27 protein-coding genes and 2 riboswitches are annotated in these 25373 nt (G+C 68.0%); of the genes, 9 read left to right on the top strand and 18 right to left on the bottom strand.

Annotated features, from left to right (window positions below):
* Nucleotides 1-246: 246 nt before the first annotated feature.
* From H4O10_RS20095 to H4O10_RS20085, 3 genes are read left to right on the top strand one after another with little or no spacing between them, the layout of a single operon-like run.
* A complete protein-coding gene (locus H4O10_RS20095; protein ID WP_005411199.1) occupies nt 247-837 on the top strand; it encodes a Sua5/YciO/YrdC/YwlC family protein in 591 nt (196 codons plus the stop codon).
* A gap of 43 nt (nt 838-880) precedes the next feature.
* On the top strand, nt 881-1570 hold the full coding sequence (locus H4O10_RS20090) for a DUF4124 domain-containing protein (protein ID WP_049452350.1): 690 nt from the start codon (nt 881-883) through the stop codon (nt 1568-1570).
* 22 nt (nt 1571-1592) lie between these two features.
* Nucleotides 1593-2339, top strand: coding sequence for a hypothetical protein (locus H4O10_RS20085; RefSeq protein WP_049452351.1), 747 nt, complete (start codon nt 1593-1595; stop codon nt 2337-2339).
* 94 nt (nt 2340-2433) lie between these two features.
* Here H4O10_RS20085 and H4O10_RS20080 read toward each other — a convergent pair whose 3' ends face one another.
* Nucleotides 2434-3210, bottom strand: a complete 777-nt coding sequence (locus H4O10_RS20080) for an SDR family oxidoreductase (protein WP_005411202.1) — start codon at nt 3208-3210, stop codon at nt 2434-2436.
* Nucleotides 3211-3321: 111 nt separating this feature from the next.
* Between H4O10_RS20080 and H4O10_RS20075 the strand changes: the two genes are divergently transcribed.
* Nucleotides 3322-3534, top strand: a complete 213-nt coding sequence (locus tag H4O10_RS20075; RefSeq protein ID WP_005414610.1) for a hypothetical protein — start codon at nt 3322-3324, stop codon at nt 3532-3534.
* A gap of 98 nt (nt 3535-3632) precedes the next feature.
* Here H4O10_RS20075 and sppA read toward each other — a convergent pair whose 3' ends face one another.
* From sppA to H4O10_RS20055, 4 genes are all read right to left on the bottom strand, one after another.
* A complete protein-coding gene (gene sppA / locus H4O10_RS20070; RefSeq protein WP_005411204.1) occupies nt 3633-5555 on the bottom strand; it encodes a signal peptide peptidase SppA in 1923 nt (640 codons plus the stop codon).
* Between the two features lie 115 nt (nt 5556-5670).
* Complete coding sequence (locus tag H4O10_RS20065) at nt 5671-7035, bottom strand: MATE family efflux transporter (RefSeq protein ID WP_049452352.1); 1365 nt, start codon at nt 7033-7035, stop codon at nt 5671-5673.
* Nucleotides 7036-7270: 235 nt separating this feature from the next.
* Nucleotides 7271-7855, bottom strand: a complete 585-nt coding sequence (locus H4O10_RS20060) for a DUF3106 domain-containing protein (protein ID WP_012481374.1) — start codon at nt 7853-7855, stop codon at nt 7271-7273.
* The gene (locus H4O10_RS20055) at nt 7848-8852 is read right to left on the bottom strand and encodes a hypothetical protein (protein WP_033835255.1); all 1005 of its coding nucleotides are present in this window, start codon (nt 8850-8852) and stop codon (nt 7848-7850) included. The genes H4O10_RS20060 and H4O10_RS20055 overlap by 8 nt, the downstream gene beginning before the upstream one ends.
* 413 nt (nt 8853-9265) lie before the next feature.
* On the opposite strand from H4O10_RS20055, the gene H4O10_RS20050 reads away from it, so the two are divergent.
* Nucleotides 9266-11443: a primosomal protein N' gene (locus tag H4O10_RS20050; protein WP_049452364.1), complete on the top strand. Its 2178-nt coding sequence runs from the start codon at nt 9266-9268 to the stop codon at nt 11441-11443.
* A 96-nt stretch (nt 11444-11539) separates the two neighbouring features.
* Here H4O10_RS20050 and H4O10_RS20045 read toward each other — a convergent pair whose 3' ends face one another.
* Both H4O10_RS20045 and H4O10_RS20040 read right to left on the bottom strand, forming a co-directional pair.
* On the bottom strand, nt 11540-12160 hold the full coding sequence (locus tag H4O10_RS20045) for a glutathione S-transferase (RefSeq protein ID WP_005414615.1): 621 nt from the start codon (nt 12158-12160) through the stop codon (nt 11540-11542).
* A 143-nt stretch (nt 12161-12303) separates the two neighbouring features.
* The gene (locus H4O10_RS20040; protein WP_005411210.1) at nt 12304-13083 is read right to left on the bottom strand and encodes an NYN domain-containing protein; all 780 of its coding nucleotides are present in this window, start codon (nt 13081-13083) and stop codon (nt 12304-12306) included.
* 123 nt (nt 13084-13206) lie between these two features.
* Between H4O10_RS20040 and H4O10_RS20035 the strand changes: the two genes are divergently transcribed.
* Nucleotides 13207-14487 carry an NAD(P)/FAD-dependent oxidoreductase gene (locus tag H4O10_RS20035; RefSeq protein ID WP_012481378.1) on the top strand — a complete coding sequence of 427 codons (1281 nt, stop codon included), beginning with the start codon at nt 13207-13209 and terminating at the stop codon, nt 14485-14487.
* Between the two features lie 91 nt (nt 14488-14578).
* On the opposite strand, the gene H4O10_RS20030 is transcribed toward H4O10_RS20035, so the two are convergent.
* The 3 genes from H4O10_RS20030 to H4O10_RS20020 form a co-directional block, all read right to left on the bottom strand.
* Nucleotides 14579-15034 (bottom strand): hypothetical protein, encoded by a 456-nt coding sequence (locus tag H4O10_RS20030; RefSeq protein ID WP_049452353.1) that lies wholly within the window; start codon nt 15032-15034, stop codon nt 14579-14581.
* 5 nt (nt 15035-15039) lie between these two features.
* A complete protein-coding gene (locus tag H4O10_RS20025; protein WP_049452354.1) occupies nt 15040-15471 on the bottom strand; it encodes a nuclear transport factor 2 family protein in 432 nt (143 codons plus the stop codon).
* A gap of 71 nt (nt 15472-15542) precedes the next feature.
* Complete coding sequence (locus H4O10_RS20020) at nt 15543-15818, bottom strand: GIY-YIG nuclease family protein (protein WP_005411214.1); 276 nt, start codon at nt 15816-15818, stop codon at nt 15543-15545.
* A gap of 40 nt (nt 15819-15858) precedes the next feature.
* A riboswitch (glycine riboswitch) is annotated at nt 15859-15948 on the top strand.
* A gap of 13 nt (nt 15949-15961) precedes the next feature.
* Nucleotides 15962-16065, top strand: a riboswitch (glycine riboswitch).
* Nucleotides 16066-16149: 84 nt separating this feature from the next.
* On the opposite strand from H4O10_RS20020, the gene H4O10_RS20015 reads away from it, so the two are divergent.
* Complete coding sequence (locus H4O10_RS20015) at nt 16150-16767, top strand: trimeric intracellular cation channel family protein (RefSeq protein WP_033835258.1); 618 nt, start codon at nt 16150-16152, stop codon at nt 16765-16767.
* 168 nt (nt 16768-16935) lie between these two features.
* Here H4O10_RS20015 and H4O10_RS20010 read toward each other — a convergent pair whose 3' ends face one another.
* From H4O10_RS20010 to H4O10_RS19980, 7 genes are all read right to left on the bottom strand, one after another.
* On the bottom strand, nt 16936-18009 hold the full coding sequence (locus H4O10_RS20010; protein WP_005411216.1) for a 3-deoxy-7-phosphoheptulonate synthase: 1074 nt from the start codon (nt 18007-18009) through the stop codon (nt 16936-16938).
* Between the two features lie 295 nt (nt 18010-18304).
* The gene (locus H4O10_RS20005) at nt 18305-18562 is read right to left on the bottom strand and encodes a hypothetical protein (RefSeq protein ID WP_049452355.1); all 258 of its coding nucleotides are present in this window, start codon (nt 18560-18562) and stop codon (nt 18305-18307) included.
* A 112-nt stretch (nt 18563-18674) separates the two neighbouring features.
* Nucleotides 18675-19013 (bottom strand): DUF6616 family protein, encoded by a 339-nt coding sequence (locus tag H4O10_RS20000; RefSeq protein WP_005411218.1) that lies wholly within the window; start codon nt 19011-19013, stop codon nt 18675-18677.
* 47 nt (nt 19014-19060) lie between these two features.
* A complete protein-coding gene (locus H4O10_RS19995; RefSeq protein WP_049452356.1) occupies nt 19061-19801 on the bottom strand; it encodes a DNA alkylation repair protein in 741 nt (246 codons plus the stop codon).
* On the bottom strand, nt 19798-20298 hold the full coding sequence (locus H4O10_RS19990) for a MarR family transcriptional regulator (RefSeq protein ID WP_049452357.1): 501 nt from the start codon (nt 20296-20298) through the stop codon (nt 19798-19800). The genes H4O10_RS19995 and H4O10_RS19990 overlap by 4 nt, the downstream gene beginning before the upstream one ends.
* A 72-nt stretch (nt 20299-20370) precedes the next feature.
* Nucleotides 20371-21669, bottom strand: a complete 1299-nt coding sequence (locus H4O10_RS19985) for a HAMP domain-containing sensor histidine kinase (protein WP_049452365.1) — start codon at nt 21667-21669, stop codon at nt 20371-20373.
* 32 nt (nt 21670-21701) lie between these two features.
* A complete protein-coding gene (locus tag H4O10_RS19980; protein ID WP_049452358.1) occupies nt 21702-22409 on the bottom strand; it encodes a response regulator transcription factor in 708 nt (235 codons plus the stop codon).
* Between the two features lie 106 nt (nt 22410-22515).
* Between H4O10_RS19980 and H4O10_RS19975 the strand changes: the two genes are divergently transcribed.
* Both H4O10_RS19975 and H4O10_RS19970 read left to right on the top strand, forming a co-directional pair.
* Complete coding sequence (locus tag H4O10_RS19975) at nt 22516-23445, top strand: aspartyl protease family protein (protein ID WP_049452359.1); 930 nt, start codon at nt 22516-22518, stop codon at nt 23443-23445.
* A gap of 67 nt (nt 23446-23512) precedes the next feature.
* Nucleotides 23513-24676, top strand: a complete 1164-nt coding sequence (locus H4O10_RS19970; protein WP_049452360.1) for a serine hydrolase domain-containing protein — start codon at nt 23513-23515, stop codon at nt 24674-24676.
* Nucleotides 24677-24704: 28 nt separating this feature from the next.
* Here the strand turns inward: H4O10_RS19970 and H4O10_RS19965 are convergent, their stop codons facing one another.
* On the bottom strand, nt 24705-25316 hold the full coding sequence (locus H4O10_RS19965) for a DUF6445 family protein (protein WP_005411225.1): 612 nt from the start codon (nt 25314-25316) through the stop codon (nt 24705-24707).
* Between the last annotated feature and the right edge of the window lie 57 nt (nt 25317-25373).

Raw genomic sequence — 25373 nt, 5'->3', positions numbered from 1 at the left:
GTTCAGGGAGAATCCGGCGTGGGGACCCAAGCTACTTCTCGGTCGCAAGACCTGGATCCACACGGTCGCCCACGCCGGGCTCTCGGCACCCAAGGTGCCAGATTGGCAAGAGATAAGATCCACGCCAAGCGTGGATGAGGGGCAGTGCCGGCCGCTGGCCGGCAACCCCAGAAGCATCAGATGCCGGCCAGCGGCCGGCACTACCGGGTGCCAGGGTCCACCCCTTCTGCACGCAGCAGGGGGATAATGAAGGCCCACGCCGGGCCGGTCGCCGCCATGAAAGAACTCACCCTGGACTCTGCTGTCGCCACGCTCCGTGCGGGCGGCGTGATCGCCTACCCGACCGAAGCGGTCTGGGGCCTGGGCTGTGACCCTTCGCACGAGGCGGCGGTGCACATGGTGCTGCGACTGAAACAGCGCCCGATCGAAAAAGGCATGATTCTGGTCGCGGCCGATCTGGCGCAGCTGGAAGGCTGGGTGCGCCTGCAGGCCCTGCCGGACGCACGCCAGCGCGCGGTGCTGGCCAGCTGGCCCGGCGCCAACACCTGGATCCTGCCGGCCGGACCCCGTGCCCAGCCGTGGGTCACCGGGGAGCACAGCGGCATCGCCGTGCGCATCAGCGCCCACCCGCTGGTGGCCGAACTCTGCCGTGCCTGGGGAGGCCCGCTGGTCTCCACCAGCGCCAACCTGGCCGGCGAACCACCGGCGCGCCGCCGCGAAGAACTGGATCCCCGCCTGCTGCGCCTGCTTGATGGCATCCTGGATGGCGAAACCGGCGGCCTGGCCCAGCCCACCCCGATCCGCGACGCGCTCAGCGGCAACGTGCTGCGCTCCTGAGCGGCCGATTGCGCTGCCCCGGACAATCGCGCACCCTGCCGTCATGAATCTGCTGCGCACCGCTTTGGGCCTGTGCCTGCTGCTGCCATCGACGGCACCGGCGGCCGAGGATGTGCGGGTCTACCGCTGCGTCGCCAGCAACGGCGCCGTGGCCCTGCAGGACAGGCCCTGCAACAGCGGCCGCCAGGAAGTCCGCGACCTGCAGCGCCCGCGCGATCCAGCGCCGCGGGTGGTGCGCAGCGATGCGCCGCCCGCACCGCCGGACGAATCTCCGGTGATGCGTGACCGCGAGGTCCGCCACGTCTACATCCAGCCGCCACAGCCGCTGTACGAATGCGTGCGCGACGATGGACAGCGCTATACCAGCGACAGCAACGAGGGCAATCCGCGTTGGGTGCCGTTGTGGAGCAGCGTCTGGCTGCCACACGGGCATCGGGGCCCATCGTACCCGGGGCCGCGCCCGGCCATCGGCACACCGATCGGTCCGCCCGTCGGCGAGGGTGCAGGTTACCGGCCGCCCGCCGTCGGCGTAGGCGTGCAGGTCCCGGCCGGCAGCGTGCTGGTGCGCGACAGCTGCCACGCGCTGGCGCCACAGGAGGTCTGTGCGCGCCTGCGCGACCGCCGCTGGGAACTGGACCGTCGCTACAAAAGCGCTTTGCAGAGCGAGCGCACCGCCATCAGCAACGAACAGCGTGGCATCGACGCGCGCCTGTCACGCGACTGCCAGCGTTGAGCGCAGCCTGTACGCTGTGAGCATGAACAGACTGATCTGGTTGCTTCTGGCGCTGCTGCCCGGAAGCGCGTTGGCCGAAGAGGGCGTGATCTACCGCTGTACCTCCAGCAGTAGTGACGTCCCTACCCTGCAGCGCACGCCGTGCCCCACCGGCAGCAGGCAGCAGATGCTGCGCCTGCCCGGCCCGGCCAACCCGCAGCCGGCTGCCGCTGCACCTGTGGCTGCGGAACCTGCACCCACCCCCGTCGAAACACCCGCGCCGGTGCCGGCCGGACCGGCCGTTGCCCCTGCGGCCCCAGCGAAACCACGACGCGCGGACGAAGGACGCACCATCATGGAAGCGGGAATGGTTGAACGCGAAGGTGCCAACCAGATTCTCGACAGTGCGACCCTGCGCCGTGATGCCGATGCCCGTGCCGAAGCAGGCAACGGTCCACCGAAGCCGCCGCTTCCCCCGATCTTCCAGTGCACCGACGGACAGGGCGGTGGTTATCTGCACGAGTACGAGGCATCACCTGGTCGCTGCGAACCGATGACGGTGCAGGGCCTGGGCGGGGTCACGCCGATGAACGCGGCCGGCTGCGAAGTCGTACGCGACCGCTGCGAGGAACTTCCCGAAGCACAGCGATGCGGCAGCTGGCAGCAGCGCTTCCGCGATGCCCGCGGCCGTGAACGCTTCGCCGCACCGGAAAACCGCGATACCGCGCGCGGTGAACGCGAGCGGCTGCAGGCGGTGTTGGAGGCCAGCAACTGCCCGGTACCGGGGTGACCGCCACCCGGTAGTGCCGGCCGCTGGCCGGCAACCACAGGATCTTCAGATGATTGCAGTTGCCGGCCAGCGGCCGGCACTACCCGCTGAAAGATCAGAACCCGTAACGCAGGAAGCCGCCATCCACCGCGATGCACTCACCGGTGACATAGCTGGCCGCCGGCAGGCACAGGAAGCCCACCGCGGCGGCCACTTCCTCCGGCTCGCCGATACGACGCATCGGCGTGCGGTTGATCACTTCCTCGTAGTAATCCGGGTCCGACAACGGACCGGAGGTCCGCCGCGTGCGGATGTACCACGGCGCCACTGCATTGACCCGGATGCCATCCTCGGCCCACTCGACGGCCAGGTTGCGGGTCATCTGGTGCATCGCGGCCTTGCTCATGCCGTAGACCACGCCGCTGCGCACATGGGTCAGGCCGGACACGCTGCCGACGTTGACGATCGACGACGATGCGTGGCGAGCCAGCAGCGGATGCGCGTAGCGCGACAGCTCGAACGCCGAGAACAGGTTGGTCTCGAAGATCTTCCGCCATTCGTCCTCTGAATACTCCGTGGCCGCCTTGGTGACGTTGCCGCCAGCGTTGTTGACCAGGATGTGCAGGCCATCACTGTGGTCTTCCACCCAGTCCAGGATCTGCCGGCGGTCCTCGTCGTCGGAGACATCGGCGGCCAGCGCGTGCACCTGCATCTGCGGATACACGTCCAGCAGCTCGTCGCGCGCAGTCTCCAGCATGTCGATATCGCGCCCGACGATCATCAGGTCCGCGCCGAAGCCGGCCAGTTCGTGCGCGATGGCCAGGCCGATACCGGCGCTGGCACCGGTGATCAGGGCGGTCTGCCCGTCCAGGCGCCACCGTTGCTGGGTCATGTGTCCTCCGGGGCCGCGCCCGCTGCATTTCGATGCGGCAAGGATACGCGCTCACGGCGGCCCTCTGCCGAGGATGCGACACTGCACGTACGCCCACTGCGGAGAGCCGCCATGCGCATCCTGACCCTGTTCTCGTCCCTGCTGGCCGGCGTGCTGCTGGTGGCCTGCCAGCGGCCGCCGACGCCGAACCCGGAGAAGCCACCGGTGCCCAAAGCGATGTCGCGTGCGATGCAGGAACCGCTGGACCGCGCCAAGGGCGCGCAGAAAGCGGTGGAAGAGGCCGCCGCACGCGAACGCAAGGCCGAGGCCGACGCGACGCAGTGACCTGTGGGGTCAGAGCCCTTTGCGGGGCAAAGGGATCCGACCCCACCAACGAAAACGCCCGGCCAGGGCCGGGCGTTTTCATTCGTCACCGCTGCCGATCAGAACCCGCAGAAGCAGTAGGCCAGCGCCTTCACCGGCGTGCCGTTGCCCTTCTCGCGCGCCGCGTTCTCGACAAAGCGCAGCTGCGTATCCACTTCCGGCATCGTGCGCGCCAGCACCATCCGCGCCATGCCCGAGTCGGACAGCATCCAGGCGCCGGCACGGCTGCCGGCGAAACCGCTGACAAACTGCGCGAACGGCGTTGCCGCCTTCTCGATGTAGCGCACGCGATAGGCATCGGCCTTGCCCAGCTTGGCGCGGCTGGCGGCATCGGCCACGGCATCCTTCAGGCCACCGAAGGCATCGACCAGGCCACGTTCCTTGGCCTGAGCACCGCTCCACACGCGGCCACGCGCCACTTCGTCGACGGCCTCGACCGGCTTCTTCCGGGCGTCGGCGACGCGACCGGTGAAGTCGGCGTAACCCTTGTTGATCACCGACTGGATGACCTGGCCCACGGCCGGATCCATCGGGCGGGTGACATCGAACGCACCCGCGAAACGGGTGGTGCCGACACCATCGGTGTGCACGCCGATCTTGTCCAGCGCGCGGCTGAAGTTCGGCACCATGCCGAAGATGCCGATCGAACCAGTGATGGTCGACGGATCGGCATAGATGCGATCGGCATTCATGCTGATCCAGTAGCCACCGGAGGCGGCCAGGTCGCCCATCGACACCACCACCGGCTTGCCGGCGGCCTGCAGGGCCACCACTTCGCGGCGGATCTGCTCGGAGGCGAACACTTCACCGCCCGGCGAATCCACGCGCAGCACCACCGCCTTCACGTTCTCGTCGTCACGCGCGGCACGCAGCAGCGCCGAGGTCGATTCGCCACCGATGCGGCCGGCCGGGAGATCGCCGCCGCTGATTTCGCCGGCGGCCACAACCACCGCTACCTGCGGACGGTTGTCCACCGGGTTGCGGCGCGCATCGAGCTGGCCCAGGTAGGTGCCGAAGTCGACGTTGCGGAAACCACCGTCGGCATCGTCGTCGGCCACGCCGCGCTCGATCATCAGATCCTCGAACTCCTCGCGGGTCTTCAGCGCGGTCACCAGCTTCTGCTGCAGGGCGAACTTGGCCAGGTCGCCACCGGCGGCGGCGATGCCTTCCGGCAGCGTGTCGATGCCGGCGGCCAGCTGTGCCGGGTCCAGGCGACGCGCCTTGGCGATGTCCGCCAGATAGCGCTGCCACACGTCGTTCATCCAGAACAGGTCGGCTTCCTTGGAGGCCGGCGAGGCCGCATCGAGCACGTACGGCTCGGCCGCGGACTTGTACTCGCCCACCTTGAACAGGTGCACGTCCACGCCCAGCTTGTCCTGCAGGCCGGTGCGGAAGTACTGGCGGTAGCGGCCCAGGCCCTCGAGCACCACCGACCCCATCGGATCCAGGTAGACCTCGTCGGCCTGTGCGGCCAGCAGGTACTGCGACTGGCCCATGCTCTCGCTGTAGGCCACCAGCTGCTTGCCGGAGGCACGCAGGTCCTGCAGCGCGGTGGCCACTTCACGCAGCGAAGCGAAGCCGGACGGCTGCAGCTTGTCCAGCTCCAGCACCACGCGCTCGATCTTCTTGTCTTCCTTGGCCGACTCGATCACCCGCAGCAGGTCGCGCAGCTGGATCTCTTCGGCGCCGTTGTCGCCCACCGCCTTGGCCAGTGCACGGCTGACCGGGTCGGCGCTGAACTGCTCGACCAGGCGACCTTCCGGGGCGATCACCAGGGTGGTGCGATCCTGCAGTGACTTGCTGGCACCGGCACCCATGCCCGCCGCGATGACGAACATCACCAGCAGCAGGAACAGCAGGCCGAAGAACAGCAGGTTGAGGATCAACCGGCGGGTGAAGTTCATGACGTCCCACAGCCCGATGAAGAAACTGGCGACGGGGTTGCGACGCGCCGGGGGCAGCGGGGGCACGGGTTGATTCATGGAACGCTCCGGATGGCTTCTTGCCGTGGTACCAGCATAGCCGGTGCCGCGTGATGCAGCATCGGACACAAGTCAGGGGATCGCCCGCCATGGGTCGGCATGGCGGGCGGAAAGGTCAGGACAACATCGACTGGCCGATGCGCAGGCTGCTGCGGCGCAGGCGCCAGCCCATCAGGATGGCAGCGGCGGTCAGGCCAACGATCAGGCCGGTCCACATGCCCTGCGGGCCCATGCCCAGGCCCAGGCCGAGCCCGGCGCCGAGCGGCATGCCCAGGCCCCAGTACGCGAACATGGCGATGAACATCGGCACGCGGGTGTCTTTCAGGCCGCGCAGCGCGCCGGCCGACAGTACCTGGATGCCATCCGGGAACTGGAAGGTGGCCGCGTACAGCAGCAGCGTCGAGGCCAAGCCGGCCACCGCCAGGTCGTTGGTGTAGACACCGACGATGGCATCGTGGCCGAACAGCAGCACCGCCGCCGACAGCGTCTGCGTGCCCATGATGATCGCGTAGCCGGCCCAGGCCGCACGCCGTACGCCGAAGCCATCGCCACGGCCAACCGCATGGCCGACGCGCACGGTGGTGGCCTCGGCCACGCCCATCGGGATCATGAAGCACAGCTGCGCCACGTTGATCGCGATCTGGTGCGCGGCCGCTTCATTCGCACCCAGGCGGCCGATCAGCAGCGCGGTGACGATGAACAGGCCGCCTTCCATCAGCACGGTAATGCCGATCGGCAGGCCGGTGCGCAGCAGGTCCCAGATCGCCTTCCAGCGCGGTCCTTCGAAGTGCGAGAACAGCTGCAGGTGGGCGAAGCGCTTAGTGCGCCACAGGTAGAGGGCAAACGCCGTGGCCTGCAGCCACATCATCACCGCCGAAGCGATGCCCAGGCCTTCCGCACCCAGTTCCGGGAAACCGAGCTTGCCGTTGGCCAGCACGTAGCCCATCGGCGCCAGCACCAGCAGGCCGCCGAAGCCGAGCAGCATGGTCGGCAACGTCCAGTGCATGCCTTCGCTCAGGTAACGCATGCAGAAGTACAGGGTCAGTGCGGGCCCGCCCCAGCGCACCGCGTGCAGGAACGCGGTCGCCCCCGGCACGATGTCCGGCGCGATCCCGAACGCTGGCAGCAGCGGCGGCACCACCGTGAGGAAGGTGAACATGATCAGGCCCAGGCCCAGCGCCAACCACAACGCCTGGCGGAACAGCGGGCCGATTTCGCGCTCGCGGCCGGCGCCGTGCAGCTGCGATACCGAGGCGGTGAGCGAGATCAGGGTGCCGATCGGGATCAGCATCGGCAGCCACAACAGCGCCGTGCCGATGGTCACCGCGGCCAGGGTCGCGGTGGCGTGGTGGCCGGCAATGACGTTGTCGACGAAGGAGATCAGACCGGTGGACACATGCCCGAGCACAAGCGGCAGGGCGAGCAGACCGGTGGCGCCGACTTCCTTGCTGAAGCGCGGCGTGGAGGTTGCAGTAGACATAAGGTGCTTGACGCGAACTACGGTTGCGCGCGAAGGGCACAGGCACCGGGTTGCGGCCGGTCATCTTACGCGCGCAGCGCGCGCATTCCCATGACATGTCGTGAATGCTGGGTTCCGGCAGGCCTCGGCATCACGCGTTGCGATCGCGTTACGAACGGAAAAGGGGACGGAGGGGATTAAGTCGTTTCAAGCACGACCGTGCCGAACACGGCTTAATCCCCTCCGTCCCCTTTGCTTACTGACCCGCCTGGCGCTTGAGCCAGGTGTCGCGCTCGGCGGCCGGCACGGCGAGGAACGCGCCTCGCACCGTGTCACGCTCCTGCGGTGGCGTGCGCTGCGCGACCAGGGTCAGCTGGGCCAGCTGCGCTGGGCTGAGCTGGCGCAGCACGGCCAGCGCGGCCTCGCGCTGTTCCGGTGGCACGAAGCCGAACAGGCCGTGCAGCTTGGGGAACTCCAGTCCCAGCTGCGGGCCCAGCCGCCAGCCCTCGCGGAAGGCCTGGTCCTGCGCCTGGAACTGCTCGCGCAGGCGCTGCTGCTGGTCCGCCGGCAGCGCATTGAACCGCGCCGCAGCCTGCCGGATGCGCTCCCGCTCGCTCTCCGGCAGGGCGCGCCAGGCCGCGTAGTCGGCACGGCGCTGACGCTGCTGCTGGGCGTCGAGCTGGGTGAACGCAGCGGGCGTCGTGTTTGTGGTGGCCGGAGCAGGAGCCGCCGGTGAACTGCCCGGCACTGGCGGCGGCAGCGGCACGCTCAAGGTCTGCGGCGCGGCGGACAGCGACAACGGCAGGGCCAGCAGCAGGCTGGCGAACAGGGTCTTATTCATCGGCGGCAGCGGTTTCCAGCGTGGCGCTGGCCGGCTCGGGCCGGCTCGGCCTGGATTGCGATTCGTCCACCGGCAACGGGCCGCCGGCGGCGGTCCAGGCATACAGATCGGCATCGGCCACCAGCGGATAGTCGCGGTCGGCCAGCATCATGGCGTCGTCGGAGGCTTGGGCCGGGGTCGCATCCGGCGTGGCATTGACCTTGCTCGGCGGAAGCGCTTCCACCGTGACCGGGCCAGCTTCGCCCACTACCCCTTCCGGCAGTGGAGCGTCGCTACCGGATGAATGTCCTTGCCAGTAGCGCCAGCCCAGTGCCGCGGCCAACAGCACCGCCACCGTCACCAGCAGGATCACCGGGCCGCGCCAGCGCGGCCTGGCATTGGGACGCCGCCGCTTGCCCTGGGCGGCCGCACGATCATCGCGCTGCGGTGCGCGCCAGCTGGTCGCGGGAGCTTCATTGCTGGCGGCCGACGCAGCCGGCTGCTGCAGCTGCTGCAGGCGCTTGGCCGGCAGGTCGCGGATGCGCAGCTGCACCTGTTCGGCCAGCTGGCGCCATGCCGACGCATCGGGCTGGCCGTGCGCATCACGGGGGCAGGCATCAGCCAGCAGGTGCTGGTAGCCCGCTTCGTCCTGGTCGAGCACGCGCATGGCGATACCCTCGTCCAGACTGCCGCCCACCCGCAGCAGGAGCGCCAAGCGCGGCAGCGGCCCCATTTCGCCCAGCGCGGCCAAGGGCGGCAGCCACTGGCCGCCCACCGGCTCGCGCAGCGCCTGGCGCTGGCCCAGCAGGGTCCAGAAGCGGGTCGGCCACTGCGCCATCGGCAGGTCGCTGGCGACCGCGGCGAAGGCACGCATCACCGCCACCAGGGTCTGCTCGGCTCGCGCGGCATCGCCGCACTGCAGCTCAGCCACCACCAGGGCGCGGCGCTCGACGCCGCGCAGGAACGCCGACAGCGCGCCGGCCGCGGTCGAGGAAACAGGGGCGGGCACAGCCGTCATCGGTCACTCCAAAGGTCTGCCGGCATGATAGCGGCAGCCCATCGGCACCCGTAGGACTTGCGCGCGCAGGCACTTCGTGCTGCAGGTTGTGCACAGCACCACGCCCGCCTCGGGGAAAACTGCGGCATCCAGCTGAATTCACTCTGTTTCAGCAATGTTTCACACTCAAGTTGTTGATTTTGAATGACTTTGAACTGTGGCGATTTTTTGACCAACCCAAGCGTGAGCTCGTCGCCATCGGCCTCCTGCGTTCCCGTCGACCGGTAACGCACAACGTTATCCACAGAACATGTGGATAAGACTGAATCTCCAATGGACACCGATATTTAGGTGACATTTAAGATTCGACGGAGGCCCCCCGGCAGTCTCTGGCCCCTGCCATCCGCGCGCGCATGGCCCGTTACACTGGCCCGATGCTTTCACCCATTCCGACCCTGCAGGTCGCCCTGCCCGTCCCGCTGCCGCGCCTGTTCGACTACCTGTCACCAGAGCGCGATGGCCCCACGGTCGCGGTCGGCTGCCGCCTGAAGGTGCCGTTCGGCAACCGCGAGCTGGTCGGCGTGGTGGTGGGGCACGGCCAGACCGATGACGGCCAGGGACTGCGCCAGGCCTTGGCTTGGTGCGACCCGCAACCGCTGCTCCAGGGCGAGCTGTGGCACAGCCTGCAGTGGCTGGCGCGCTACACCCATGCGCCACTGGGCGAGGTGCTGAGCACCGCCCTGCCGGGCCCGCTGCGCCATGGCGACGCCCTGCCCGACACCCATCACTGGGGCTGGCAGCTGACCGCCGAAGGCCGCGCCCAGCGCGAAAAACTGCGCGCCGGCAGCCGCCCCCGGCAGCTGGCCGAGCTGCTGGCCGACGCCATCGTCGATGAGGACGTGCTGGGCGAACGCATGGACGACTGGCGCACCGCCGCGCGCAGCCTGGCCAAGCGCGAGCTGGCCGAACGCGTGGCGCTGCGCGTCGCTCCGCAGCACGCGCAGCCACTGCCTGGCCCCACCCTCAACACGGAGCAGGCAGAGGCCGTGGCGGCGATCAACGCAGTCGAGGGCTTCCAACCGTTCCTGCTGGATGGCGTAACCGGCAGCGGCAAGACCGAGGTCTACCTGCAGGCCATCATCCACTGCCTGGCCCAAGGCAAGCAGGCGCTGGTGCTGGTGCCGGAAATCGGCCTCACCCCGCAGACCCTGGCACGCTTCCGCGGCCGCCTCGGCATCGCCGTGCATGCACTGCATTCGGGGTTGAACGACAACGAGCGCGCCCGGGTCTGGGCGGCGGCTTCGCGCGGCGAGGCACGGGTGATCGTCGGCACCCGCTCGGCGGTGTTCACGCCGCTGCCGGAGGCCGGCCTGCTGATCGTCGACGAGGAGCATGACGGCAGCTACAAGCAGCAGGACGGCATCCGCTACCACGCACGCGATTTCGCCCTGGTCCGGGGCAAGGCGCTGGGCGTTCCGGTGCTGCTGGGCAGCGCTACGCCTTCACTGGAGACGCTGCACAACGCCTATGCCGGGCGCTACACCCACCTGCGCCTGAAGCAGCGTGCCGGTGATGCGCGGCCACCGCGCGTGCGCATCCTTGATGTGCGCAAGCGACCATTGCATGACGGCCTCTCGGCCGACGTGCTGGCCGGCATCGGCGAGCACCTGCAGCGCGGCCAGCAGGTGCTGGTGTTCAAGAACCGCCGTGGCTATGCGCCGGTACTGCTGTGCCACGACTGCGGCTGGACCGCGCCATGCAACCGCTGCGATGCACCGATGACCGTGCATGGCGGCGGTCGTCGCCTGCAGTGCCATCACTGCGGTGCGCGGCAACCGGCGCCGCTGGCATGCCCCGCGTGCGGGAGTCTGGCGCTGCAACCGCAGGGCATCGGCACCGAGCGTCTGGAAGAACATCTCACCGCCGCCTTCGCCGACTTCCCGGTGGTGCGCATCGACCGCGGCACCACGTCGCGACGCGATGCACTGGAACAACAGCTGGCGAAACTGGGCGACCAGCCCGGCATCCTGGTCGGCACGCAGATCCTGGCCAAGGGCCACGACCTGCCCAAGCTGACCCTGGTGGTGGTGGTCGGCATCGACGAAGGCCTGTTCTCCGCCGACTTCCGCGCCAGCGAGAAACTGGCGCAGCAGCTGATCCAGGTCGCCGGTCGCGCCGGACGCGCGCGCGACCCGGGCGAAGTCTGGCTGCAGACGCATCACCCGGGGCACCCACTGCTGGAAACCCTGGTCAGCGGTGGCTACCACCCGTTCGCGCAGGCCGAGTTGAACCAGCGCCAGGCCGCAGGATTCCCGCCGTTCGCGCATCTGGCGCTGATGCGCGCCGAAGCGCAGCAGGTGGAGCATGCCAATGCATTCCTGCTGGCAGCGCGACAGCTGCTGGGCGAGCAGGACGTGGTGGAGGCCTATGGACCCATGCCGGCGCCGATGCCACGGCGCGCCGGTTATCAGCGCGCCCAGCTGCTGCTGTCTGCCGCGCAGCGGCCACCGCTGCACGGGGTGCTTTCGCAACTGGTACCGCAGCTGTATGCGCTGCCGGAAGCACGCAAGGTGCGCTGGTCGCTGGATGTGGATCCGACGGATCTTTATTGAGGGGTCAGAGCCCACCCGTCGGGTGGGATCCGACCCCGATGCCCTGGGGCCGGATCCCTTTTCGCAGAAAAGGGCTCTGACCCCGGACGCTTTCGCTTACGTCAGCGGCGACATCACGCCGCGCTGGTAGGCGGGGCGCTCGCGAAGACGGGCGTACCAGTCGGCCAGGTGCGGCAGTTCCGGACGCTGGATCGGCAGTTCGAACCAGGCATAGATCAGCGAGCCAAGCGGGATGTCACCCATCGCGAATGTCTCGCCGGACAGCCACGGCTGCTTGGCCAGGGTGGCATCGGCCATCGCCAGGTAGTCGCCGGCGCGCACGATGGCGGCATTGATCCGCGCTTCGTCGCGGTCGGCCGGGGCGGTGCGCATGATGCCCCAGATCAGGTCGGTGTACAGCGGCGCCATGCGCGAGGTGCTCCAGTCCATCCACTTCTCGGCCTGGGCGCGTTCCATCGGGTCTTCAGCGTACAGCGTGCCCAGCGCATAGCGCGCACTCAGGTAGCGCACGATGGCGTTCGATTCCCACAGCGGCAGGCCGTGGTCTTCGATCACCGGTACCAGGCCATTGGGATTCATCGCCTGGTATTCCGGCGTCTGCGTGCCGCCGTGGCTGCCACCGACCTCGATGGACTCGTACGGCAGGCCGATTTCCTCGGCACACCACAGCACCTTGCGGACGTTGCTGGAATTGCGACGGCCCCAGATCTTCAACATGCGGGTATTCCTTGCTGGCAATGCGAGCGGCAACGATACCCCTGATCGGGCGGGGTGTGTGCATGCCGGATGCGGGATCTGGCGTCCGGGAATTGCCGGCCAGCGGCCGGCACTACCGGTTCCTCGCTGGCCAGCGGCCGGCATTACCGGTTCTTTTTCGGCAGCGCGCGCACGTAGGACGACTTGCCATCCTTCTTCAGTTCGAACAGGCCGATCGCTGCCAGCAGATCGCTGAGCTTGCCGTAGCCGTAGTTGCGCGGGTCGAACGACGCCTGGTTGCCGATCTGGCTGCCGACCGGGCCGAGGTGCGACCAGCCATCCTCGCCCTCGGCCGCGGACACCGCGCGGCGCAGCATCTTCACCAGCCGCGTGTCGCTGCGCATTTCCGCACCGCTCTTGCGCGGGCGCGCATCGTCGTTGGCCACCGGCTCGTTCGAGGCCTGTTCGCTGGATGCCTGTTCGGTATCCGGCACGCTGGCGTGGGTCTGGCCCAGTGCTTCCAGGTAGGTGAATTTCGAGCACGCGTTGACGAACGGCTCGGGTGTTTTCTTCTCGCCGAAACCGTACACCTTCACGCCATCGGTCAACAGGCGCATCACCATCGGGGTGAAGTCCGCATCGCTGGAGACGATGGCAAAGCCATCCAGGTTGCGCGCGTACAGCAGGTCCATGGCATCGATCACCATCGCCATGTCCGAGGCATTCTTGCCCTTGCTGTAGGCGAACTGCTGGATGGGACGGATCGCATACTCATGCAGCACCGCTTCCCACCCCTTCAGTCGCGGGCTCTTCCAGTTGCCATAGGCGCGGCGCACGTTGGCCACCCCATAGCGGGCCACTTCGGCCAACACCTCGTCGATCTTCGAGGCCGGCGCATTGTCGGCGTCGATCAACAGGGCGATGCGCTTTTCCGGTTCGCTCATGGACTCCTCGCGGGCGGTTGCCTGAACCCGAGTATCGCCGATCCACGCGGGCGCTGACGTGACAGACAGTCGCCGTGCGAAGATGCCAGGCGCTTCCCCCAATGCCCCCACTGGAGTGAGTCGATGAGTCGCGAGCGCGTTCCCCACCTGGTTGTTGTCGGCGGCGGTTTTGCCGGTCTCTGGGCCACCCGTGCCCTGGCCCGCGAGCGCATACGCATCACCCTGGTCGACCGCCGCAACCATCATCTGTTCCAGCCGCTGCTGTACCAGGTGGCCACCGCCGGCCTGTCCGCGCCGGATATCGCTGCACCACTGCGCCATATCCTCGGCCACCAGCGCAACGTGGAAGTCCGCCTCGGCGAAGTGGTCGCCATCGACAAGCAGGCCCGGCAGATCCGCATGGCCGATGGCAGCACGCTGGACTACGACAGCCTGCTGCTGGCCACCGGCGCCACCCACGCCTACTTCGGCAACGACCAGTGGGCCGATGATGCGCCCGGCCTGAAGACGCTGGACGATGCGATCGCGCTGCGCCGCAAGCTGCTGCTGGCGTTCGAGCGCGCCGAGGCGGAACCGGACCCGGCGAAGAAGGCCGCATGGCTGAGCTTCGCGGTGGTCGGTGGCGGTCCCACCGGTGTTGAACTGGCCGGCACCCTGGCCGAGATCGCGCGGCATACGTTGCGCAACGAATTCCGCCACATCGACCCGGCCAGCGCCAAGGTGCGGCTGGTCGAGGCCGGCCCGCGCGTGCTGTCCTCGTTCCCGGAAGTACTTTCGCTGAAAGCACGCCGCCAGCTGGAAAAGCTGGGCGTGGAAGTGCTGACCGGTACCCCGGTGAGCGACATCGACAGCCAGGGCTTCACGCTCGGTGACCAGTTCGTACCGGCCCGCACCGTGGTCTGGGCCGCCGGCGTGGCCGCTTCACCGCTGGCGCGCACGCTGGACGTGCCGCTGGACCGCGCCGGCCGCGTGCCGGTGCAACCGGACCTGACCCTGCCCGATCACCCGGAGCTGTTCGTGGCCGGTGACCTGGCCGCACTGAGCCAGGCCGACGGCAAGCCGGTACCCGGCGTGGCACCCGCTGCCAAGCAGATGGGCAAATACGTGGCCGAGGTGATCCGCGCACGCCTGCACGGCAAGCCCGAGCCCGGCCCGTTCAAGTACGCCGACTACGGCAACCTGGCCACCATCGGTCGCATGGCCGCGATCGTGCACCTGGGGCGGCTGCAGCTGTCGGGCGTGCTGGCCTGGTGGTTCTGGCTGGCCGCGCACGTGTTCTTCCTGATCGGCTTCCGCAACCGCATCGTAGTGCTGCTGAACTGGGCCGTGGCGTACTGGAGCTACCAGCGCAGCGCGCGCATCATCTTCGGTGATGACCAGGAAGACCGGCGACCGAGGCGGTAGTGCCCGCCGCTGGCCGGCTGCCACGCGGTCCGATCCCTTTCCGCAGGAAAGGGCTCTGACTCCGTCAACATCATCCATGCATGGCGTGGATCTACCGCTTCATCGGGCCGCCGGGCGCCCGCCGTTTCGACCATGCGCGGCAGAAGTCCTCCTTCCTTGCGGTGTCGGCAATCTGCGCGGCACTCCAGTTGCGGGTAATCCAGATCGTCAGTGCCGTGCTGCTCAGATGCCAGCGCAGCATGTCGTGCCGTGGCTGCCGCCAAAGATGGCGGCGGGCAATCCAGAACGCCTCCCGTTCCACCTCTGGCACCTTCTTCTTCATCGCGTCGTCGTCGAAGAACTGCGCGGCGAAACTCCAGGGATTCATCGGCTGAAATCCTGTTCGCGGTTCACTGGTGCACGCAGCCACACCACTGGGCACACGGTCTGCTGGCTTCGGCCAACCGCCCACCAGGGCAAGCCCGAGCAGGTACAGCAGGCCAGGCAGCAGTGCGATGCCGGCGGCCAGTACGACGACGGAGACCCATGCCTTACCGGCGGCACGCATCGCGCTCACTTCGCCTTCGGTTTCGGGTACCACAACGCGTTGACGATGACCCAGCGCTGGTCGAAGCGCCCCATGTGGAAGTAATCGACGAACCACGGCGTTTCCAATCGCACCGAGGCGGCATTGCCGGTCACGTCCAGCACCGTGCAGCGGCGGTCCCATTGATCCTTCGGGGTCTTCAACGCGCCCTGCTTCGTCAGCGCGACCAGTTCTTCCTTCGACATGCGGCGCAGGCCCAGCCGCTCGTCGGGCGTATCGCCGAGGACCGCGCGCTTGGCCAGGTCCGGGTGCAGGGAGCGGGCGACGCGCTGCGGGTCGGCCTCCAGCTGGCCGTCGACGTAGGCATGGCAGGTGGCTTCGATGGCCGCGAGGGTGGCCGGGTCGGCAGCGGGACTGGTTGACGCGGAGAGAGCGAACAACAGGGCGACGGTGGACATCCGGGTCTCCAGCGCTGAGGGCTGGGCGATCATCGCATGGCGGCACAGAGGCATCCATGTATGCCATGGATCTACAGGGACCCAGCATCCACCGCCTGCAGCCAGGCCAGCTTGCGTTCCCGCGGCTGCTGCTTGAGCTGCCATTCGGCCCGCGAGGCGGCGGCCCGGTCCGGGTACTCGCGCACGGCCAGCACCCGCAGCGGCGGCCGGGCCCGGGTGTAGCGCGCACCCTTGCCAGCCTGGTGGGCGGCGAAACGCGCGTCCACGTCGGTGCTGATGCCGGCGTAATAGCTGCCATCGCGACATTCGAGCAGGTACAGGAACCACGGGCGGAGGGACGGGGCCATGCCCGGATTATGCCGTGCTGCACTGCAGCGGATATACTGGCGCCCGAATGCAGGAGAGAGGCGCCGCGCTGGCGCCCGCCGAAGGCGCAGGCTCCCATGATCGCTCAGGCCGGTGGGCTGGAATCCCACCAACCATGCATTCGACTCGCCGAGCTGGAGAGAGGTCACCGGGCATGCCCGGGACGATCCGCCGAAGGGGCACGCGGCCCATGCCGCTGAACTCTCAGGCAAAAGGACAGCGGGAGCGGCACCGGTCATCGTCATCCCGTCATTGCGCAGGCAGTGGCGGTAGTCGCGCATGGCCGGCCCCACCGCGCCCGGAGCCTGCCCAATGCTGCTGTCCATCATCTACCTGATCGCCATTTCCGCCGAAGCCATGACCGGCGCGCTGGCCGCCGGCCGCCGCCGCATGGACCTGTTCGGCGTGGTCATGATCGCCTGCGTCACCGCCCTCGGTGGTGGATCACTGCGCGACATCCTGCTCGGCCACTACCCGCTGGGCTGGGTGAAGCATCCGGAGTACCTGGGCTTCACCGTATGCGCGGCGCTGATCGCCACCTGGGTGGCGCGCTGGATGCACCACTTCCGCCGCACCTTCCTGGTGCTCGATGGCCTGGGCCTGATCGCCTTCACCCTGATCGGCTGCTCGATCGCGCGCGAAGCCGGCCATGCGATGCCGATCGTGCTGATCGCCGGCATGTTGACCGGCGCGTTCGGCGGCGTGCTGCGCGACATCCTCTGCAACGAGGTGCCGCTGATCTTCCAGAAGGAGCTGTACGCGATCATCGCGCTGCTGACCGGCGCGGCCTACCTGTTGCTGCTGCACTGGGGCGTGGCCGACGCCACCGCGATCCTGTGCTGCCTCGGCGGCGGCTTCGCGCTACGCCTGCTGGCGATCCACTACCGCTGGGAAATGCCGAAGTTCGTGTACCACGACGAAGTGCATTGAGGTTCGCGCGGCGGAATCCGCACCACCCCGGCGATGTACCTGGCGCTGTCGCTCATGCGCAGCGCCAGGCGCATCGCCGGTGCAGATGGGCCGGTCTCCAACTCCGACCGGCCCTGATCGCGGCCGCACCCCCGCAGGCGCTGGCCGCCATCCACACACGTGCCGCACTCAAGCGGCTTCGGACACCTTCACGTCGCGACGGGCGCGCACGGCCGCGGCCAGTCGCTCCAGCACCGTCACGGTGGTGTCCCAGTCGATGCAGCCATCGGTGATGCTCTGCCCGTAGACCAGCGGTTGGCCTTCCACCAGTTCCTGGCGACCACCGACCAGATGGCTCTCGATCATCACACCGACGATGCGCTGTTCACCGTCTTCCAACTGAACGGCGATGTCCTCGATCACCTTCGGCTGGTTGTCCGGATTCTTCAGGCTGTTGGCATGGCTGGCGTCGATCATCAGACGAGTCGGCAGCTTGGCCTTGGCCAGCGCCTGGCAGGCCTCGGCGACACTGCCTGCATCGTAGTTCGGCTGCTTGCCGCCGCGCAGGATCACATGGCAATCCGGGTTGCCAGTGGTCGACACGATGGCGGTGCCGCCCTGCTTGGTGACCGACAGGAAGTGATGCGGATTGGAGGCCGCACCCACCGCGTCGGCGGCGATCTTCACGTTGCCATCGGTGCCGTTCTTGAAGCCGACCGGGCACGACAGCCCCGAGGCCAGTTCGCGGTGCACCTGGCTTTCGGTGGTGCGCGCACCAATGGCGCCCCAGGCCACCAGATCGGCGATGTACTGCGGCGAGATCACGTCGAGGAACTCGACACCGGCCGGCAGGCCGAGCTTGTTGATGTCGCGCAGCAGGCCACGGGCAATGCGCAGGCCCTTGTCGATCCTGAAGCTGCCATCCAGGTCCGGGTCGTTGATCAGGCCCTTCCAGCCCACCGTGGTGCGCGGCTTCTCGAAGTACACGCGCATCACGATTTCAAGTTCCCCGGCCAGCGCGTCACGCAGCGGCTTCAGGCGCTGGGCGTACTCGATGGCGGCCTTCGGGTCGTGGATCGAGCATGGGCCAACCACCACCGCCAGGCGGTCGTCACGGCCATGCAGGATCTGGTGCAGGGCCGCGCGCGAGGCGCTGACGGTGTCGGAGGCTTCATCGTCACACGGCAGCATCGCCAGCAGCTGGGCAGGCGGTGTCAGCGGTTCGATGGTGCGGATACGCAGGTCGTCGGTGTGCGGGGGCATTGGGGGAGGTCTCCGGAACGTTGGGGGTCCCCAGCGTGGCGGCATGAAAAAAGCCGCCAGGTTCGCTGGCGGCTTTCGGGAATGCGTCTGAAGCTTTCTTCAGGGTGAGCGCAGTCCTTCCTCCGCCAATGGCTTCGGAAAGTAATACCAGTAAAAGCGGGTGGCGGCTGCGTTCATGGGTTGTATTGATAGCACAGCTTTTGCGCAGTGCAAAATGTTTCATCCGCAACTGGGGACGCGGTTCAGCGAGATGCGCGCCGGCCCTGCCCACGCGGCGGCAACCACGCAACGTCGCTCATTTGCCATGCACTTCCATATCCAGCAGCAGGCCCTCATGGATGTCGGCCCAGCGTTCCAGCACGCGATCCAGTTCCTGCCGGGCCTCGTCCAGCTGCTCGGGGTTGAGCAGGGAACGCGCGGTGTAGAGATCGGAAACCAAGCGCCGCAGGGCCGATTCCTGGATGGCCACCGACGGCCCCTCCAGCCCCGGCAACTGCAACGCCGGGCTGTCGCCAAGAGGGCCGAACAGCGTGACCTGGAGCGTGCTCTGCATGATCGACCTTCCTGCGGATGGACATGGGCAATGTCCTGTTTACCGCGTCTGGGTGACAGGCGCATGTGCCACCCATGCCCAGCACCGGGATCTGCCGGCGTCTGCCGCGCCGCTACAAGGCGGCCAGGTCGGCAAGGTGCTGGGCCATGCTGTCCATCGCGCCTACCGCCTGGGTGGTGGTGAAGTACTCATGCCAGCCGGTAGCGGCAATGCCGGCCATCAACGCATCGACCTCCTCGCGGCTTGCGCAGCGCCAGACCGCATAGAACTGCTCATCGCTGCCGTGCGGTACGCCCGAGGCAATGCGGCCCATCGCCAGCGGCGTGATGCGGACCGGATCGAACTGCTGCATGCCGGCGCCGATACGGGCGAAGAAGGCGTTCCGCTGCTCGGGCGGAAGTGTGGTCCAGGCAGGGGTGGCGGTGTAGAGCTCGATGAAGGTGTGCGACATGGTGGTTCTTCCTTGAGGGTTCGGGGGTTGCCGGCCAGCGGCCGCCACTACCGGAGCGAGCGCAGCGCGCGTTTGCGGATGTAGGCGTTGGCGTCGCTGTGGCGCTCATGCTGCCAACGCGTACACAGCTGGCGCAGCCACTGCGGCTGAGTCTTGCCGGCATCGTTGAGCCAGTTTCCGACCGAATCCTGCACATAGCGTTCCGGATCGTCGGCCAGTGCTTCCAGCAGCGCGGATGCATGTTCCGGGTGCTGCTTGAACAGTGCGATATGCATGGCCCAGACACCGCGCGGACGCAGTGCTTCGCAGGCGAAGCGGCGCAGGTACGGCGATGTTTCCTGTGACCACGGTTGCAGGCAATCAAGCGCCTGCATCGGCGCGGCAACGATGTCCGTGCGTAGTGCCAGCCATGCCCATTCGCGCACACCGAAATGGGGGTCATCGGCCAGTGTGCGCATCTGCTGCAGTTTCCCTGCCAGCGTTGCGCGGGCATCGCTGCCGATCAGGTAGCAGGCCCAGCCACGCACGGTATCGGAGCTGTGATGCTGCCAAAGCGCAGGCGCCCCCTGTCCCGCCTCACGCAGCAGTTGCGCAGCCAGGGCCATGCGCAGCGTGATGCCCTTGCCTGAGGCGTCCCGCATGCGTTGCTGCGCCTCCGGTGCAAGCGCAGGCGCCACCACCTGCAGCAGCGCGGCAAAATCCACTGCCAGGCATTCTGCCAGATGGGTGGCGGGGACGCGGCCGGTGTTGAGTGCTTGCCGGCGTTCCGCAGGAATGGCCGTGCTCATGCTGCGGATTCCCGCCCGGCGTCCGTGTGCTGCCAGACCTTGTGCAGCAGCTGTGACAGCTGCTGCTGTTCATCAGCATCCAGGCCGTTGAACAGCCCACCGATCCATTGCGTGTGCTGCTCGAACAGCGATTCGGCCAAACGCTTTCCCGGTGCGGTCAGCACGATCTGCAGGCGGCGGCCATCCCCGTCATCGTTGCGACGCTGCAGCAGGCCTTCGCGCTGCAGGCCATCGAGCAGGCCGCTGATGGTGGCGCGGGTCACGCCGGCGCGCTCGGCCAGCACATGCGGCGGCAGTGCGCCACCGGCCCCGTGCAACAGGAACAGCACGATGAAGCGACCCTCGCTGAGCCCATGCGGTGCCAGCCGCGCGGCGCAGTCGCGATCGATCGACGAGGACAGCGAGAGCAGCTGGAAACACAGGCGCAGCGGCGCGATGTTGGCGCGACCGCGTCGCTGCGCTTCCTCGATCAGGGCACGGTGCTTGGCTTCGATCATCTCACGCACGCGATATCGTTAGGCACCTAATCATACAGCCGAACAGCCGCTGCCTGTAAACCACAGCCGATATCAGGTGAACTTTCCCAGCAGCAGGCACACAATCAGCCCGCCGCCCTCCCGGTGCAGCAGCTGCAGTTCGCCCGCGTGCCGCCTCGCCACATTGGCGGCCACTGCCAGCCCAAGTCCCGCTCCACCGGTGGTGCGACTACGAGAACGCTCGCTGCGCTGGAACGGTTGCAGCAGGCGTACTCGGTCGCCCTCGGCGATACCTGGGCCCCGATCCATCACCTCCAGCTGGACCCCTCGCTCAACCACGGCAAGCCGCAGCTCCACCGCCCCGGCATAGCGATCGGCATTGTCGATAAGGTTGTCGAACGCGCGCCGAAGCAGCAGCGCGTCGCCGTGCCAGGGCAGACTGTCCGGCCCCTGGATGGAGATCTCGACACCGCGCAGCAACGCTGCCTGCACGCACTCCTCCAGCAGCGCGGCCAGATCCAGCGGGCGCATCTGCAACGGCTGCAGTTCGCCGCGTGCGTAATCGAGCACCTGCTCGATCATCGTGTCCATGCGCTCGATGTCCGCCACCATCCGGGCCGCCTGTGGTGTGGGCGCGAACTCGGCGCGCAGTCGCAGGCCGGTCAATGGTGTGCGCAGGTCATGCGCCACTGCAGCCAGCATATGGGTCATGTCCTGGGCCTGCGCACGCAGGCGCTCTCGACCGGTGCCGATCGCGGCGGCCAGCATCTGTACCTCGCGCGGGCCATCTTCCGGCAGGGGCGTGTCGGCTTGCAGGTCCACGCGTGCACTGGCATCGGCCAAGCGTCGTAGTGGACGCCCCAGCCGGATCGATGCCCACGCCGCCAGCGGCGCCAGCAACACGGCACCGCCCAGCAGCGCCAGTATCACCTGTCGCCGCCAAGCTGCCAGATCACTGTGATCGCTGCCGACCACCCGCCAGCGGCCATCGGCCTGGCGCACGCCCAGTTCAAACGGCGGCCATTGCATCGCGGTCAGCAGCGCGGCCTGCGCCTTCAGTACGCCGACCCGCGCCGTGCCGTCGAGCACCTCGCCGCCTTCGATGACCTGCACATCAGGCGCCTTGCCCTGTCCGCTCCAGACCAGGCGCACCTCCTTCGCCGGCAAACCCATCTGCAGCGCCGCCAACTGGGTGAGCCAGTCACTGGCACTGCCCTTTGGTGGCGCATCCTGCGTCGCCAGATGCAGGCCCAGTGGTGCCGCGGCCTGTTCCCCCCGCAGCACCTGCACGGCCTGGTCCAACCGCATCGGTGGCGGCGCGGGCCGAGGCATCCAGCCAACCACGGCAACGCTGACCAGTGTCGCCAGCAGCAGGCTGGCCAGGGCCAGCATCGTGATCCAACGCGCGGTCGGCCACCGGCTGCTCACAGCACCTGTACCTCGGCGTGGAAGCGATAGCCTTCGCCACGCGATGTCTGCACCAGGGTTTCCGCACCGGGTGAGGCCTGCCCGAGCTTGCGGCGCAGGCGGCTGATCGCCAGGTCGACCGCGCGGTCGACGCTGTCACTCGGCTCGCCACGGCTCAGCTGCAGCAGCTGCTCGCGCCCCAGTACCCGCCCGGGGCGTTCGGCCAGCGCCAGCAACAGGCTGAATTCACCACGGCTGAGCACCAGCTCGTTCCCATCCGGCGCCAGCAGGCGACGTTGTTCCGGCAGCAACCGCCAACCAGAAAAGCGCAGTTCACTGGCTACCTGCGCGCGCAGCTTGTCCTGCCGGCGCAGCAGCGCGCGTACCCGCGCCAGCAGCTCGCGCGGGTCGAACGGCTTGGCCAGGTAGTCGTCCGCGCCCATCTCCAGGCCGATCACCCTGTCCGGTGCGCTGCCCATCGCCGACAGCATCAGGATCGGAATGGCCCGTGCCTGCAGCCGGCGGCAGACCGACAGGCCATCCTCACCGGGCATCATCCAGTCGAGGATGATCACGTCCGGGCGATCGACCTGCAGCAGCACGTCCAGCGCCGTCGCGTCCGCTGCCACCCGTACCTGGTAGCCATGCAGCAACAGGCAATCGGCGATGGCATCACGGATGCTGGCGTCGTCATCGACAACGATGACACGGGCGGGAGTCGTCATGCAGGCAGTATCAGGCAGGTCTGTATCAGGACGGTATCAACGCCGATATTCCCGCGATACGCCGCTGCGCGCCAATGGTCACCCATGATCACTGCGGAGACCTGCCTTGCGCCTCATCCCATTCGTCCTGCTTGCTGCCCCGCTTGCTGCGCTGGCGTCCGATTCCCCCGAACACATCCTGCCGATGTGGATGCAGGGCGGTCATCCGGCCGTGGCCGTGTCGCTGGACGGGCGTGCCGAACCGCTGCGCTTCGTGGTCGACAGCGCGGCAGGCGCCACGCTGGTCGATGACCGCGTCGTGCGGCGCTACGGTCTGGGAGATGCGGATGCGGAGGTATCACAGGCCCAAGGGGCAAGTGCAGCCTCCGCGCAGCTGCAGCGCATACGCAGAACGTCCTGGCAGCTGGGCAGTTGGCAGCTGCAGGCCCAAGCCATGAAGGTCGATCTGTCGTCGTTGCCGAAGGACGATGATCCGGCCATTGACGGCTTGATCGGCAACGATCTGACCGGACGCTGGGACACCCGTTGGGACTTCGGCCGCAATCAACTGGCGCTGTGGACACCCGGCGGATTGAACCTGGAAGGACCGGGTTGCCAGCCCAATGCGCTGCCCGGACGCACTGACGGCCTGCGCCAGTTCGGCTTCATCATGCTTGCACTGGGCGCGCCCGCGGTGGACGCCATCGCCGTGGTCGACACCGGTGCCGCGCAGACCGTCCTCAACGCCGAAGCAGCCCGCGCACTGGGGCTGCGCACCGACGGCAGCGACGCACGGGTGCGGGTGCGTGAAAAGGGCACCGAAGGCCTGGGCGGCGGAAAGCAGGCAACCTGGCTGTACACCCTGCCCGGCATGGCCGGCAACGGCTGGCAGCACCCCTCGATGGAGGTCCGCATCAGCGAACTGCCAGTGTTCAAGGCGATCGGCCTGGAGGGCCGGCCGGCGCTGATCCTTGGTGCGGATGCAATGCGCGGCGGCCAGGTGGACATTGGTGCCGGCGCGTCCCGGATCTGCCTGCGCCGGCCGAAGGCCAGCTGACATCCGGCAATGACGCCAGCGGCAGCCTGGCGTAGCATCGCCGTGCGCCCCACCAGGAGTTCCACGCATGTGCCGTGCTGCCCTGATGTTGCTGACGCTGTTCCCGCTGGCCGTGCTGGCTGCACCTCCCCCGGTACCCTCGCCGGCCCGCATCGATGCCGAAGCGCAGCGGTTGATGCAGGCCGCACAAGCGCGCGGCATGGCACTGGCGGTGATCGACGGCGGCAAGGTGGTGCACGTCGCCGCCTACGGCGAGCGCAATACCGCAGGCGAACCACTGCGCACCGATACGGTGATGTACGCCGCCTCGCTGACCAAGATGGCATTCGGCCATCTGGTCGCGCAGCTGGCGCAGGACCGCAGGATCGATCTGGATGCCAGCATCGCCACAGCGCTGGACAAGCCGTTGCCGGACTATCCGCCCGAAACGAAGAAGTACGCCGACTACCGCGTGCTGGCCGATGATGCGCGCTGGCGCCAGCTCACCCCACGCCTGCTGCTCAACCACGCCAGTGGCTTTGCCAACTTCGCGTTTCTTGAACCGGACGGCCGGCTGAAGTTCCACTTCGATCCAGGCAGCCGCTACGGCTATTCCGGCGAAGGGCTGATCCTGCTGCAGTTCGTGATCGAACGCGGACGGCTGGGCGAGGATGTGGGTGCGTTGATGCAGCAGCGGGTATTCGACCGCTTCGGCATGACCCGCACCAGCATGATGTGGCGCGGGGACTTCGCCACCAACCTGGCCGACGGCTGGACCATGGAGGGCACCGCCGAGCCGCACGATGAGCGCAGCCGCGTGCGCGCGGCCGGTTCGATGGATACCACCATCGCCGACATGGCCCGTTTCGCCGCCGGCTACGTGCGCGGCGATGGGCTGTCAGCGACGATGCGCAAGGAGCTGGTGCGGCCGCAGCTGCCGATCACCACCGCCAGCCAGTTCCCCACACTGCAACCGGAGCTGCCGAAGGCGCTGCAGCGCAAGGACCTGGCGGCCGGCCTGGGGGTGGTGACTTTCCGTGGCCCGCAAGGCGCGGGCTTCTACAAGGGCGGCCACGATGATGCGGTCGGTAATACGCTGGTGTGCGTCGAGCAGCAGCAGCGCTGCGTGGTGATCCTGGGCAACGATGTGCGCGCCGAGGCGACCTTCCCGGCGCTGGTGGCCTTCGTGCTCGGCGACATCGGCGTACCGTGGCAGTGGGAGTACGGCGCAGCGAAGGCATTCGTGAAGTAGATCCACGCCATGCGTGGATGACCTCCCTTCAACGCGCCTGCTCGAAGAACATCAGGTAGACCAGCCGCCCATTCTCCGGCCGGTCGCCGAAGGCCGGGCCGGCGGTATGCCAGAACCACGGGCGCAGCAGCACCAGGCGGTTGAAACGCATCGGGATGCGCATGGTCATTTCCCACTGGCTGTCGTCGACGCTGTCGCGCTCGATGATGTCCCGATGCATGTCGCCGCCGTTGGCGTAGCCCAGCGCAGCCAGCTCGTGGGCGTTCAGCGCCATGCGCTCGGTGTTGGTGCGGCGATGGCGGAAGAACTCGGTACCCCCTTCGCAGTGCTCCGGGGCGCTGAGGTAGAGGATGCCGGACCAGTGCGAATGATCGGTGTGCACCTTGGCGCGACCCACATCGCTGGCCAGGGTCAGCCGGAACTTGCCGTGCGACTGCAACGGATTGACCGGCCGCAGCGGCTCGTTGACCAACCGCGACGCGGCCTCGGACAGGCCGTCCAGCTCCAGCCGTTCGAGCGAATTACGCCCGGGGAATGCCCCCTCCTGCGCCGGGTAGGTCAGGCCCAGGCCGGCCTGGCGCAGGCCGTGTGCATCGGCTGGAGAAAGGAAGTCGTCGACGACGATGAACGAGGTAGGCATGGTCTGCGAGCGTAGCGACGCGGCGCCATGGCGGCAACCGGGCAACAAAAAAACCCC

Source organism: Stenotrophomonas sp. I18B00994, assembly GCF_014145825.1.
Lineage (GTDB): Bacteria > Pseudomonadota > Gammaproteobacteria > Xanthomonadales > Xanthomonadaceae > Stenotrophomonas > Stenotrophomonas maltophilia.
Note: the sequence above shows the minus strand (reverse complement) of the source record. Positions and strands in the feature narration are given on the sequence as shown.